Annotated in this window: 11 protein-coding genes; 9 read left to right on the top strand and 2 right to left on the bottom strand. The window is 60.5% G+C overall.

The annotated features are described in order from the left end of the window. Positions 1–130 precede the first annotated feature (130 nt). The 9 genes from CSE01S_RS07105 (at position 131) to mmuM (ending at position 10,066) form a co-directional block, all read left to right on the top strand. The gene (locus CSE01S_RS07105; RefSeq protein ID WP_042286104.1) at positions 131–1,792 is read left to right on the top strand and encodes a bifunctional 3-(3-hydroxy-phenyl)propionate/3-hydroxycinnamic acid hydroxylase; all 1,662 of its coding nucleotides are present in this window, start codon (positions 131–133) and stop codon (positions 1,790–1,792) included. A 1-nt stretch (position 1,793) separates the two neighbouring features. Continuing rightward, on the top strand, positions 1,794–2,738 hold the full coding sequence (gene mhpB, locus CSE01S_RS07100) for a 2,3-dihydroxyphenylpropionate/2,3-dihydroxicinnamic acid 1,2-dioxygenase (RefSeq protein ID WP_042286103.1): 945 nt from the start codon (positions 1,794–1,796) through the stop codon (positions 2,736–2,738). A 16-nt stretch (positions 2,739–2,754) separates the two neighbouring features. Beyond that, on the top strand, positions 2,755–3,621 hold the full coding sequence (mhpC, locus tag CSE01S_RS07095; RefSeq protein ID WP_042286102.1) for a 2-hydroxy-6-oxonona-2,4-dienedioate hydrolase: 867 nt from the start codon (positions 2,755–2,757) through the stop codon (positions 3,619–3,621). 9 nt (positions 3,622–3,630) lie between these two features. After that, positions 3,631–4,440 (top strand): 2-keto-4-pentenoate hydratase, encoded by an 810-nt coding sequence (gene mhpD / locus CSE01S_RS07090; protein WP_042286101.1) that lies wholly within the window; start codon positions 3,631–3,633, stop codon positions 4,438–4,440. Beyond that, positions 4,437–5,387, top strand: a complete 951-nt coding sequence (mhpF, locus tag CSE01S_RS07085; protein WP_042286100.1) for an acetaldehyde dehydrogenase — start codon at positions 4,437–4,439, stop codon at positions 5,385–5,387. Before mhpD ends, mhpF begins: the two co-directional genes overlap by 4 nt. Beyond that, entirely contained in the window at positions 5,384–6,397 is a 1,014-nt protein-coding gene (mhpE, locus tag CSE01S_RS07080) for a 4-hydroxy-2-oxovalerate aldolase (protein ID WP_042286099.1), read from the top strand. The genes mhpF and mhpE overlap by 4 nt, the downstream gene beginning before the upstream one ends. A gap of 69 nt (positions 6,398–6,466) precedes the next feature. Beyond that, the gene (gene mhpT, locus CSE01S_RS07075; RefSeq protein ID WP_042286098.1) at positions 6,467–7,666 is read left to right on the top strand and encodes a 3-(3-hydroxy-phenyl)propionate transporter MhpT; all 1,200 of its coding nucleotides are present in this window, start codon (positions 6,467–6,469) and stop codon (positions 7,664–7,666) included. Between the two features lie 77 nt (positions 7,667–7,743). After that, a complete protein-coding gene (mmuP, locus tag CSE01S_RS07070; protein WP_042286096.1) occupies positions 7,744–9,147 on the top strand; it encodes an S-methylmethionine permease in 1,404 nt (467 codons plus the stop codon). Then, positions 9,134–10,066 (top strand): homocysteine S-methyltransferase, encoded by a 933-nt coding sequence (gene mmuM / locus CSE01S_RS07065; protein ID WP_042286094.1) that lies wholly within the window; start codon positions 9,134–9,136, stop codon positions 10,064–10,066. The genes mmuP and mmuM overlap by 14 nt, the downstream gene beginning before the upstream one ends. 36 nt (positions 10,067–10,102) lie before the next feature. Here the strand turns inward: mmuM and fbpC are convergent, their stop codons facing one another. Both fbpC and CSE01S_RS07055 read right to left on the bottom strand, forming a co-directional pair. Next, a complete protein-coding gene (gene fbpC / locus CSE01S_RS07060; RefSeq protein WP_042286092.1) occupies positions 10,103–11,149 on the bottom strand; it encodes a ferric ABC transporter ATP-binding protein in 1,047 nt (348 codons plus the stop codon). Positions 11,150–11,160: 11 nt separating this feature from the next. Continuing rightward, positions 11,161–13,239, bottom strand: coding sequence for an ABC transporter permease (locus CSE01S_RS07055; protein WP_042286090.1), 2,079 nt, complete (start codon positions 13,237–13,239; stop codon positions 11,161–11,163). Positions 13,240–13,255: the final 16 nt, after the last annotated feature.

The following is a 13,255-nucleotide window of genomic DNA, read 5'->3' as shown; positions in this document are numbered from 1 at the left end:
TTTGATTGTAGCGCAAAAAGCCCTTCTTATACTGACAACACTATAAAAAAGTATTCACATATTTTTAACAAAAAGGTGCGGCGGCTAACCGACTCAGCCCCGCCGTTTTGTCCGAATCGTGAGGTACAACATGTCAACAACCCCTGATATTCAACCCGCCGTCAACCATACCGTTCAGGTCGCCATAGCCGGTGCGGGGCCGGTCGGACTGATGATGGCCAACTATCTTGGTCAGATGGGCATCGAGGTGCTGGTGGTGGAAAAGCTTGATACGCTCATCGACTATCCCCGCGCCATCGGCATTGACGATGAGGCGCTGCGCACCATGCAGTCCGTCGGGCTGGTGGAGAAGGTGTTGCCACATACCACGCCACACCACGCGATGCGCTTTCTTACGCCAAAAGGCCGCTGCTTTGCTGATATTCAGCCGATGACCGATGAGTTCGGCTGGTCGCGGCGCAACGCGTTTATCCAGCCGCAGGTGGATGCGGTGTTGCTTGAGGGGCTGTCGCGCTTTCCCAATGTGCGCTGTCTGTTCTCTCGCGAGCTGGAAGCCTTCAGCCAGCAGGAAGGCGAGGTGACGCTCAACCTGAAAACGGCGCAGGGGCAACGGGAAACGGTCAAAGCACAGTGGCTGGTGGCCTGCGATGGCGGAGCGAGCCTGGTGCGCCGCACGCTGAACGTGCCGTTCAAAGGGAAAACCGCGCCGAACCAGTGGATTGTGGTCGATATTGCCAACGATCCGCTCAGCACGCCGCATGTCTATCTGTGCTGCGATCCGGTGCGGCCTTACGTTTCCGCCGCACTACCCCACGCGGTGCGGCGTTTTGAATTTATGGTGATGCCAGGGGAGACCGAGGCGCAGCTCAGCGAGCCGCAAAACATGCGTCAGCTCTTAAGCAAGGTGCTGCCGAACCCGGACAACGTCGAGCTGATCCGTCAGCGCGTCTACACCCATAACGCCCGTCTTGCCGATCGCTTCCGCGTCGATCGCGTGCTGTTGGCCGGCGACGCGGCGCACATCATGCCGGTCTGGCAGGGGCAGGGCTATAACAGCGGCATGCGCGACGCCTTTAACCTCGCCTGGAAGCTGGCGCTGGTGATCGACGGCAAAGCGAGTGACGCGCTGCTCGATACCTACCAGCAGGAACGCCGCGATCACGCAAAAGCGATGATTGACCTCTCAGTGACCGCCGGCAACGTGCTGGCGCCGCCGAAGCGCTGGCATGGCGCGGTGCGTGACGGCGCCTCCTGGCTGCTGAACTACCTGCCGCCGGTGAAACGCTACTTCCTCGAAATGCGCTTCAAGCCGATGCCGCAGTATCACGACGGCGCGCTGGTGCGTGAAGGCGAGGCCGCAACGTCCCCCGTCGGCAAGATGTTTATTCAGCCGAAGATCACGCTGGAGACGGGAGAGGTGACGCTGCTGGATAACGTCATCGGCGCGAACTTCGCGGTGATCGGCTGGGGCTGTAACCCGCTGTGGGGGATGAGCGAAGCGCAGATTCGGCAGTGGCGCGCCACCGGCACGCGCTTTATTCAGGTGGTGCCGGAGGTGCAGATTGGCATCCCGCAGGACCGCCATGACGGGGTGATCCGTATCGGCGACGCGCAGGGGCGTCTGCGCGAGTGGTTCGCACGGCATAACGTCTCGCTGGTGGTGATGCGCCCGGACCGCTTTGTCGCCGCCGTCGCCATTCCTCAAACCCTCGGCGCCACGCTCAATACCCTGGCGTCAGTGATGACGCTGACCCGCGCGGATGCCAATCTTCCTGTCGAAAAGGTGGCCTGATATGCACGCTTATCTTCACTGTCTTTCCCACTCGCCGCTGGTGGGCTATGTCGACCCGGCGCAGGCCGTGCTGGACGAGGTCAACGGCGTTATCGCCAGTGCCCGCGCGCGGATCGCCGCGTTTGATCCCGAACTGGTGGTGCTGTTCGCTCCGGATCACTACAACGGGTTTTTCTATGACGTCATGCCGCCGTTTTGTTTAGGCGTCGGCGCGACGGCGATTGGCGATTTTGGCAGCGCGGCGGGGGAACTGCCGGTACCGACTGAACTGGCCGAAGCCTGCGCCCACGCGGTGATGAAAAGCGGCATCGATCTCGCCGTCTCGTATTGTATGCAGGTCGATCACGGCTTTGCCCAGCCGCTGGAGTTTTTGCTCGGCGGGCTGGACAACGTGCCGGTGCTGCCGGTGTTTATCAACGGCGTCGCCGCGCCGTTGCCGGGCTTTCAGCGTACCCGGATGCTGGGGGAAGCGATTGGTCGTTTCACCAGCACGCTTAATAAGCGGGTGCTGTTTTTAGGGTCCGGCGGGTTGTCGCACCAGCCGCCGGTGCCGGAGCTGGCGAAAGCCGACGCCCATATGCGCGATCGCCTGCTGGGCAGTGGCAAACAGTTGCCTGCCGGGGAGCGTGAGCTGCGTCAGCAGCGGGTGATCGGCGCCGCCGAGAAGTTTGTTGCAGATCAGAAAACGCTGCACCCGCTGAACCCCATCTGGGACAACCGGTTTATGTCGCTGCTCGAACAGGGTCGTATTGCCGAACTGGATGCCGTCAGCAATGAAGAGCTGTCGGCGATCGCGGGCAAATCCACCCACGAAATTAAAACCTGGGTTGCCGCTTTCGCCGCCATTTCCGCCTTTGGCGCCTGGCGAAGCGAAGGTCGTTACTATCGCCCGATCCCGGAGTGGATCGCCGGATTTGGCTCGCTGAGCGCCAGAACACTGAACTGAAAGGCAGGAGAACATCATGAGTTATCAACCGCAAACCGAAGCCGCGACCAGCCGTTTTCTCAACGTTGAGGAAACCGGTAAAACGCTACGCATCCATTACAACGACTGCGGCGCAGGCGACGAAACCGTCGTTCTGCTGCACGGTTCCGGCCCGGGGGCCACGGGCTGGGCCAACTTCAGCCGCAATATCGATCCGCTGGTGGAAGCGGGCTATCGCGTGATCCTGCTCGACTGCCCGGGCTGGGGCAAGAGCGATTCGATCGTCAATACCGGGTCACGATCCGATCTCAATGCCCGCATTCTGAAAAGCGTGGTCGACCAACTGGACATTCAGAACGTCCACCTGCTGGGTAACTCAATGGGCGGCCACAGCGCCGTCGCCTTCACCCTGAGCTGGCCGGAGCGCGTCGGCAGGCTGGTGCTGATGGGCGGGGGAACCGGCGGCATGAGCCTGTTCACGCCAATGCCGACGGAAGGCATTAAGCGGCTGAATCAGCTTTACCGCGAGCCGACCATCGACAATCTGAAACAGATGATGAACATCTTCGTCCATGACCCCCGCGACCTGACCGACGCGCTGTTTGAAGCGCGGCTGAACAATATGCTGTCGCGCCGCGATCATCTGGACAACTTTATTAAGAGTCTGGAGGCGAACCCGAAGCAATTCCCCGACTTCACGCCGCGCCTGAGCGAAATCACCGCCCGGACCCTGATTGTCTGGGGGCGCAACGACCGCTTTGTGCCGATGGACGCCGGTCTGCGCCTGCTCGCCGGGATTGCCGGTGCCGAACTGCATATCTATCGCGACTGCGGCCACTGGGCGCAGTGGGAACATGCGGACGCCTTTAACCAACTGGTACTCAATTTCCTCGCGCGCCCATAAGGAACGGTTATGTCGAACACTATCCTTGAACCAATCGCCGCAGCGTTGCGGCGTGCAGAAGAGCAGGGCGAAGCCATTGCGCCGGTGCGTGAATGGCCGGGCGTGGAGAGTGCGGAAGCCGCCTATGCCATTCAGCGCATCAATGTTGAACACGCCGTGGCGCAGGGGCGCCGGGTAGTCGGACGCAAAGTCGGCTTGACGCACCCGAAAGTCCAGCAGCAACTGGGGGTGAGTCAGCCGGACTTTGGCACCCTGTTCGCCGACATGTGCTACGGCGACAACGAGACCATCCCGTTTTCCCGCGTGCTGCAACCGCGCATCGAAGCGGAAATCGCGCTGGTGCTTAACCGGGATCTGCCGCACGTTGACACCACCTTTGATGAACTGGCTGGCGCCGTTGAATGGGTGCTGCCCGCGCTGGAAGTGGTGGGCAGCCGCATCCGCGACTGGTCGATTCAGTTTGTCGACACCGTGGCGGACAACGCCTCCTGCGGCGTGTATGTGCTCGGCGGCCCGGCGCAGCGTCTGGCCGGAGTCGATCTGAAAAACTGCGCCATGCACATGACGCGCAATAACGAAGAGGTGTCCAGCGGACGCGGCAGCGAATGCCTTGGGCATCCGCTGAACGCCACCGTCTGGCTGGCGCGCAAAATGGCCAGCCTCGGCGAGCCGCTGCGCGCCGGTGACATTATTCTGACCGGGGCGCTGGGGCCGATGGTCGCGGTCAACGCGGGCGACACCTTTGCCGCCCATATTGCAGGTATTGGTTCGGTTGCCGTCACGTTTTCCGCGGCGACCACAGAAGGAAGTCAGTCATGAGTAAGTGTAAGGTTGCCATTATCGGTTCCGGCAATATCGGCACCGATTTGATGATTAAAATTTTGCGTCACGGTCAGCATCTGGAGATGGCGGTGATGGTCGGTATCGACCCTGAATCGGACGGACTGGCCCGCGCCCGCCGCATGGGCGTCGCCACCACCCACGACGGGGTACGAGGGCTGATGGCGATGGCGGAATTTGCCGACATTGATATTGTGTTCGATGCCACCAGCGCGGGGGCGCATGTCAAAAACGACGCCGCCCTGCGCGAAGCGAAGCCGGGCATTCGCCTGATTGACCTGACGCCTGCGGCCATTGGCCCGTACTGCGTGCCGGTGGTCAATCTCGCGGCCAACGTCGACCAGCAGAACGTCAACATGGTCACCTGCGGCGGGCAGGCGACCATCCCGATGGTGGCGGCGGTCTCCCGCGTGGCGCGGGTGCATTACGCCGAGATTATCGCCTCGATCGCCAGTAAATCCGCCGGACCGGGAACGCGGGCAAACATTGACGAGTTCACCGAAACCACCGCGAAAGCCATTGAGGCGGTGGGCGGTGCGGCGAAGGGAAAAGCGATTATCGTGCTTAACCCGGCCGAACCGCCGCTGATGATGCGCGACACCGTCTATGTGCTGAGCGACGCCGCCTCGCAGGCGGAAGTGGAAGCGTCCATCAACGAGATGGCGGCCGCAGTGCAGGCTTACGTGCCGGGCTATCGCCTGAAGCAGCGCGTGCAGTTTGAGGTCATTCCTGAGGATAAACCAGTGAATTTGCCGGGCATCGGACAGTTCTGTGGGCTGAAAACCGCGGTGTATCTGGAAGTGGAAGGGGCGGCGCACTACCTGCCAGCGTATGCGGGCAATCTCGATATTATGACCTCCAGCGCGCTGGCGACCGCTGAAAAGATGGCGCAGTCGCTGACGCGTCGGGCAGGAGAAGCAGCATGAACGGTAAAAAACTCTACATCTCGGACGTGACCCTGCGCGACGGCATGCACGCCATTCGTCATCAGTATTCACTGGAAAACGTGCGCCAGATTGCGAAAGCGCTCGACGACGCGCGGGTGGATTCGATTGAGGTCGCCCACGGCGACGGCCTGCAAGGCTCCAGCTTCAACTACGGCTTTGGCGCGCACAGCGATTTGCAGTGGATTGAAGCGGCGGCGGAGGTGGTGAAACATGCCAAAATCGCCACGCTGTTGTTGCCGGGGATCGGCACGATTCACGACCTGAAAAATGCGTATCAGGCCGGGGCGCGGGTGGTGCGCGTGGCGACCCACTGCACCGAGGCGGACGTCTCCGCTCAGCATATTCACTCTGCCCGTGAGCTGGGAATGGACACCGTCGGTTTCCTGATGATGAGCCATATGACCACGCCGGAAAATCTGGCCAGGCAGGCGAAGCTGATGGAAGGCTACGGCGCGACCTGCATCTATGTGGTCGACTCCGGCGGCGCAATGAACATGACGGACATTCGCGATCGCTTCCGCGCCCTGAAAGCGGTGCTGAAGCCGGAAACAGAAACCGGCATGCACGCGCATCACAACCTGAGTCTTGGGGTGGCGAACTCGATCGCCGCCGTGGAAGAGGGCTGTGACCGCATTGACGCCAGCCTGGCGGGAATGGGAGCCGGGGCGGGCAACGCGCCGCTGGAAGTCTTTATTGCCGCGGCCGATAAGCTCGGCTGGCAGCACGGCGCCGATCTGTATGCGCTGATGGACGCCGCCGACGATCTGGTGCGCCCGTTACAGGACCGCCCGGTGCGCGTGGATCGCGAAACCCTCGCGCTGGGCTATGCCGGCGTGTACTCCAGCTTCCTGCGTCACTGCGAAGTGGCGGCGGCACGCTACGGCCTGAGCGCGGTCGACATCCTCGTCGAACTGGGGAAACGCCGGATGGTGGGCGGCCAGGAAGACATGATCGTCGATGTGGCGCTGGATCTGCGCAACTGTCAATAAATAAGAATGATGCGGCTGGCAACGTATCAGCCGCCATTCACCTGCCCCGTGAACTCAGAGGGAGATCTTATGCATCCTCGTCCCTACGCTACATCGCGCCTGATGCTGACCATCGGGCTGTGTTTTCTGGTCGCCCTGATGGAAGGGCTCGATCTCCAGGCCGCCGGTATCGCCGCCGTGGGCATCGCCCGGGCATTCTCGCTGGATAGCATGCAAATGGGCTGGATCTTCAGCGCCGGGATCCTCGGCCTGTTACCCGGCGCGCTGGTCGGTGGCATGCTGGCGGATCGCTATGGACGCAAGCGCGTCCTGATCGCCTCCGTGGCGCTGTTCGGCGTGTTTTCGCTGGCGACCGCCCTGTCGTGGAATTTCTTCACGCTGGTGTTTGCCCGCCTGATGACCGGCGTGGGCCTGGGCGCCGCGCTGCCGAATCTGATTGCGCTCACCTCCGAAGCCGCGGGGCCACGCTTTCGCGGCACGGCGGTCAGCCTGATGTACTGCGGGGTTCCTATTGGCGCCGCGCTGGCGGCAATGCTCGGTTTTGCCGGTGTCGCAACGGCCTGGCAGACCGTCTTCTGGGTGGGCGGCATGATTCCGCTGCTGCTGGTGCCGTTGCTGATGCGCTGGCTGCCCGAGTCGGCAGTATTTGCCGGTCAAACCCCGGGCGCGCCACCGTTGCGCGCGCTGTTTGCCCCGGCGACGGCCAGCGCCACGCTGCTGCTCTGGCTGTGCTATTTCTTCACCCTGCTGGTGGTCTACATGCTGATCAACTGGCTGCCGATGCTGTTGGTGGAACAGGGATTCCAGCCTTCGCAGGCGGCGCGGGTGATGTTTTCCCTGCAAATCGGCGCGGCGGCAGGCACGCTGATCCTCGGGGCGTTGATGGACAAGCTGCGGCCGCTGACCATGTCGCTTCTGATCTATAGCGGGATGCTGGCCTCGCTGCTGGCGCTGGGCACCGTCTCTTCCTTCAGCGGTATGCTGATGGCCGGATTCATCGCCGGGCTGTTCGCCACCGGCGGGCAAAGCGTGCTCTACGCGCTGGCGCCGCTGTTCTACAGTACCGACATTCGGGCGACAGGGGTCGGCACCGCCGTGGCGGTCGGGCGCCTCGGAGCGATGAGCGGGCCGCTGCTGGCCGGGAAAATGCTGGCGCTCGGCACCGGTACCGTCGGTGTGATGGCGGCGTCAGCGCCAGGGATCCTGCTGGCGGGACTGGCGGTGTTTGTGCTGATGAGCCGGACATCGCGCCGCCTGGCGGCTGGCTGAGTTTTGCATTCCGCCCGTAAACACGGTATAACAAACCTTCTTTGGATGTTTAGATGTCCATACGTTTAGAAGGTTATATGCAAACAACACAACAACATGCGCCACTGAAGCGCACCATGAAAACCCGCCATCTGATTATGCTGTCTCTGGGCGGCGTAATCGGTACCGGCTTATTTTTCAATACCGGATACATTATTTCGACCACCGGGGCGGCAGGGACGCTGCTGGCTTATCTGATTGGCGCGCTGGTGGTCTGGCTGGTGATGCAGTGTCTTGGCGAGCTGTCGGTCGCGATGCCGGAAACCGGGGCGTTTCACGTCTATGCCGCGCGCTACCTCGGTCCGGCGACGGGGTACACCGTGGCATGGCTTTACTGGCTAACCTGGACTGTGGCGCTCGGCTCCAGCTTTACCGCCGCCGGATTTTGCATGCAGTACTGGTTTCCCCAGGTACCCGTCTGGATCTGGTGTGTCATTTTCTGTCTGGTGATATTTGGTCTGAACGTGGTGTCCACCCGCTTTTTTGCCGAAGGCGAGTTCTGGTTTTCACTGGTGAAGGTGATCACCATCATCGCGTTTATTGTTCTCGGCGGGGCGGCGATTTTCGGTATCATTCCGATGCAGGACGGTTCACCCGCGCCGGGGTTAAGCAATATTACCGCCGAAGGCTGGTTTCCACACGGCGGTCTGCCGATTCTGATGACCATGGTGGCGGTGAATTTCGCCTTTTCCGGCACGGAGCTTATCGGCATTGCCGCCGGTGAAACGGAAAACCCGCAAAAAGTCATCCCGGTGGCGATTCGTACTACCATTGCGCGGCTGATCATTTTCTTTATCGGCACCGTGTTCGTACTGGCGGCGCTGATCCCAATGCAGCAGGCGGGGGTTGAAAAAAGCCCGTTTGTGCTGGTATTTGAGAAGGTGGGCATTCCTTACGCGGCGGATATTGTGAACTTCGTGATCCTGACTGCGATCCTGTCGGCGGCAAACTCCGGGCTGTACGCGTCCGGGCGGATGCTGTGGTCGCTGTCTAACGAGCGCACGCTGCCCGCCTGTTTTGCGCGGGTGACTCGCAATGGCGTGCCGCTTACCGCGCTGTCGGTGAGTATGCTCGGCGGCGTGCTGGCGCTGTTTTCCAGCGTGATCGCGCCGGATACGGTCTATGTCGCGCTGTCGGCGATTTCCGGCTTTGCTGTGGTGGCGGTGTGGCTGAGTATCTGCGCGTCACACTTTGTTTTTCGTCGTCGTCACGTTCAGCAGGGCAAAACGCTTGATGCGCTACAGTATCGCGCCCCCTGGTATCCGTTGGTGCCCGTGTCCGGGTTCGTCCTTTGCCTGGTGGCCTGTATCGGGCTGGCTTTCGATCCGAGTCAGAGAATTGCGCTGTGGTGCGGTTTACCGTTTGTGGCGCTGTGTTATGGTGTTTATTTCCTTACTCAATCGCGAGATAAACAACAGGAGTCTGAACATGTCGCAGAATAATCCGTTAAGCGCCATTCTCGAAAAGCACGATTTTCTGTTGCTGGACGGGGCAATGGCGACGGAGCTGGAAGCGCGGGGGTGCGATCTTACCGACAGTTTGTGGTCAGCCAGGGTGCTGGTAGAAAACCCGGAGCTGATCCGCGAAGTGCATCTGGACTATTTTCGCGCCGGGGCCCAGTGCGCGATTACCGCCAGCTACCAGGCCACGCCGGAAGGGTTTGCGGCGCGCGGACTGGATGAAGCGCAGGCCAAAGCGCTGATCGGCAAAAGCGTGGAGCTGGCGCGTAAAGCTCGCGAAGCCTGGCTGGCGGAAAATCCGCAGGCGGGCACGCTGCTGGTGGCGGGATCGGTCGGCCCGTATGGCGCGTTCCTGGCGGACGGGTCGGAATATCGCGGTGACTACGTGCGCACCCCCGAGCAATTTCAGGCCTTCCACCGTCCGCGCGTTGAGGCGCTACTGGATGCTGGCGCCGATCTGCTGGCCTGTGAAACGCTGCCTAACTTTGTTGAGATTCAGGCGCTGGCGGCGCTGTTGACCGACTACCCGCGCGCCCGCGCATGGTTCTCTTTCACCCTACGCGACAGTGAACATCTGAGCGACGGCACGCCGTTGCAGGAGGTGGCCGAGTGGCTGAATCATTATCCGCAGGTGGTCGCGATTGGCATTAATTGCATCGCGCTGGAAAACACCACCGCCGCGTTACAGCATTTGCGCGGCGTAACGGCGCTGCCGCTGGTGATTTACCCGAATTCGGGTGAGCATTACGATGCGGTGAGCAAAACCTGGCATCATCATGGTGAAGCGTGCGAGACGCTGGCGGATTATTTGCCGCAGTGGTTAGCGGCGGGGGCGAAGCTGATAGGCGGCTGCTGCCGGACGACGCCAAAGGATATTGCCGAATTAAACGCCCGGCGCTGAGGGTGCGCCGGGTGGCGTCGCGCCACCCGGCAACGATCACGCCGCGTCCGCTAACATAAACATGCCGTACGGGTGGATTTCGAGGTAGTACTGCTCGCCGACGTCCGGCTGTAAGCGCGTAGCGTTGACCTGTAATAAAATCTCCTGCCCGTGCCACTCCACCGTTACTTCATACTGTGGCCCCATATAGGCCACGTGCCGGATGGCGCAACGCTGACTCTCTTCCCCACGATCGCTTAAGGTGATCGCTTCCGGACGCACGCCCACGGTCCCGGCGCCTTCAGCCACAAAGTGCGCGGGGCGCGGCAGGCGATAACCGTAAATATTCACCGCTTCCGGGGTGAAGGTGGCCGGGAACAGGTTGGCATCGCCCATAAAGCTCGCCATAAAACGTGACGCGGGCTGGCGGTACAGTTCCTGCGGCGAACCGATCTGCATAATATGTCCTTTGTTCATCACCAGCACGGTGTCGGAAACGGCAAAGGCTTCGCTTTGATCGTGGGTGACGTACAGTGAGGTAATATCAAACTGCTTTTGCAGTTCGCGGATCTTGTCACGCATGCTGCGCCGGAGGTTAGCGTCGAGGTTACTCAGCGGCTCATCGAACAACAGCACCTTTGGTTTGAGGATCAAGGCGCGCGCCAGCGCCACGCGCTGCTGTTGGCCGCCGGAGATCTGATCGACATAGCGCGCTTCAAAGCCGTCAAGATCGACCATCGCCAGCGCCTCCTTCACCCGGGCGTTGACTTCCTGCCGTGAGACGCCGAGCATCTTCAGGCCGTAGCCAACGTTTTCTCCCAGCGACATATGCGGGAACAGAGCATAGGACTGGAACACCATACAGATATCGCGCTGCTGAATGGAACGGTGGGTAACATCTTCGCCATCGATAAAAATCTGCCCTTCACTCGGTTTTTCCAGCCCGGCGACCAGACGCAGAATAGTGGTTTTACCGCAGCCGGAGGGACCGAGCAGCGTCACCATTTGTCCCTGCGGAATCGTGAGAGTGATATTGTCGATCACCGTGTTGCTGCCGAATCGTTTGGTGACGTTGCGCAGTTCAACAAAATTTTTCTGACTCATAGTGCGCTCCATTACGCCTGATTTTTCGCTTTCGAACGGGAGATACGCGCTTCCCCGATCAGCCAGTCAAAGATGAAAATGATTGCCAGCATCACCACGATCAGAATCGAACCGTAGGCAATCGCCACCCCGTATTCGCCGTCTTCTACGCGGTTTAAAATGTAGGCCGTCGCCACCCGGGTGTCCGGCGTCACGAGGAACACAATGGCGCTGACGGTGGTAATGGCGCGCACAAAGCTGTAGATCAGCGCGGAGAGGATCGCCGGGCGCAGCAGCGGCAGCAGAATGTGGGTAATGGTGCGTAAACTCCCGGCGCGCAGACTGAGCGAAGCTTCATCCAGCGATTTATCGATTTGTCCTAAGCCCGCAATTCCGGCGCGAATCCCTACCGGCACATTCCGCATCACCATTGAGATAATGACAATGGCCGCCGTACCGGTGAGATACACTGGCGCGCTGTTAAAGGCGAGAATGTACGACACGCCCGCCACGGTGCCGGGTACGGCAAAGCACAGCATGGTGGTGAACTCGATGGTCTTCTTGCCTTTGAACTGCTGGCGCACCACGATCCATGCGATAAGCAACCCGAAGGCGGCGGTGATTGGCGCGGCAATCCCGGCGTAAAGCAGGGTATCCAGTAGCGAAGGCCATGCGCCGTCACTCATGCCCTGGCCGAACAGCTTAATAAAGTTATCCAGCGTCAGGGTGTAGTCCACGCCCCAGTTAACGGTAAAGCTGCCGTAGAAAATGCTGCCGTAAAGCAGGGCGTTAAAGGCCACCCACACCGCCAGGATCACCACCACGCTCCACACGAGCGTCACCGGCAGCGGCTGCACATCACCGCGATACGATTTACCGGACACGGTGACGTAGGAGCGCTTACCGATCCACATGTACTGGACGCAGAACACCAGCAGCGAAAAGAGCAGCAAGAACGCACCGAGGGTACTGGCGGCCTGATAATCCAGTTGTGAACCGGTAATGTAAAAGTAGATTTGCGTGGCCAGAACGTCGAAGTTACCGCCGAGAACCAGCGGGTTACTGAAGTCGGCCAATGACTGCACAATGACGATCAGAAACGCGTTCGCCAGCGCCGGTTTGAGCAGCGGCACAAACACGCCGTTAAACGTCTGCCAGCGGCTGGCGCGCAGGGTATAGGAAGCCTCTTCCAGCGATGGATGAATGGTTTTGATCGCGCCATCGAGGATCATAAACGCCATTGGGGTAAACGCCAGCACCTGCGCCAGCCAGATGCCGGTAAAACCGTACAGCCAGTTGGTATTGGTCAGCCCGAACCAGTCGACCATCCATTCAGTGACATAGCCGGAGCGGCCCATCATCAGCGTCACCCCCAGCCCCACGACGAACGGCGGGGTGACGATCGGCAATATTGAAAAAATACGGCCAATAATGGCGCTGCGGCGGGCGATACGGGTGGTGTAAATCGCCAACACCAGACCAAAAAACGTGCAGCCGACGCCCACCGCTATCGACAGCGCGATAGAGTTGATAATGACCTGGATGATGTGTGCCTGTGACAGCACGGTCAAAAACGCCAGCGGCGCGAATTCACCGGTATCGCCGGTGAACATCGGAATAAAAATAGCGATGCTTGGCCAGACGATAAACACGCCAATCAACGCCACGATGGCGACCAGCGAGCCGATGACGAAACGGTCGCCGCCCAGCCATTCCAGACGGGTCAGCGCCAGGGTCATCATCGCGCCCAGCGCCACAAACAGTACGAGGGTCGCGTAGCCTAAGCCGCGACCTTCCACAGTGGCGCTGATGACAACAAACGCCATACAGAATAACGACCAGCCTGCGTCGAGGTAATGGCGGTTGCGCTGCTCCCGCGTGGCTTCCTGAAAAGGACGTATCAGCAGCAGGCCTGGCAGCAGATACCACAGCCAGCTAACATTAACCTGCGACCAGCCGTAGGCGTCGACAATCTCATCGCGCGTCGACTCCAGCAGGCCATAATCCAGGCTCCAGCTCGGCAGCAGCGCAAATGCCAGCCAGCTCAGCAAAACCCAAAGGAATACCGCATCCCGTTTTTTCACGGAATGGCGTGCAAGTGTGTGTGACATAGCGGTTCCGGTGTTG

Source organism: Citrobacter sedlakii NBRC 105722 (assembly GCF_000759835.1).
In the GTDB taxonomy this organism is placed as follows: domain Bacteria; phylum Pseudomonadota; class Gammaproteobacteria; order Enterobacterales; family Enterobacteriaceae; genus Citrobacter_A; species Citrobacter_A sedlakii.
Note: the sequence above shows the minus strand (reverse complement) of the source record. Positions and strands in the feature narration are given on the sequence as shown.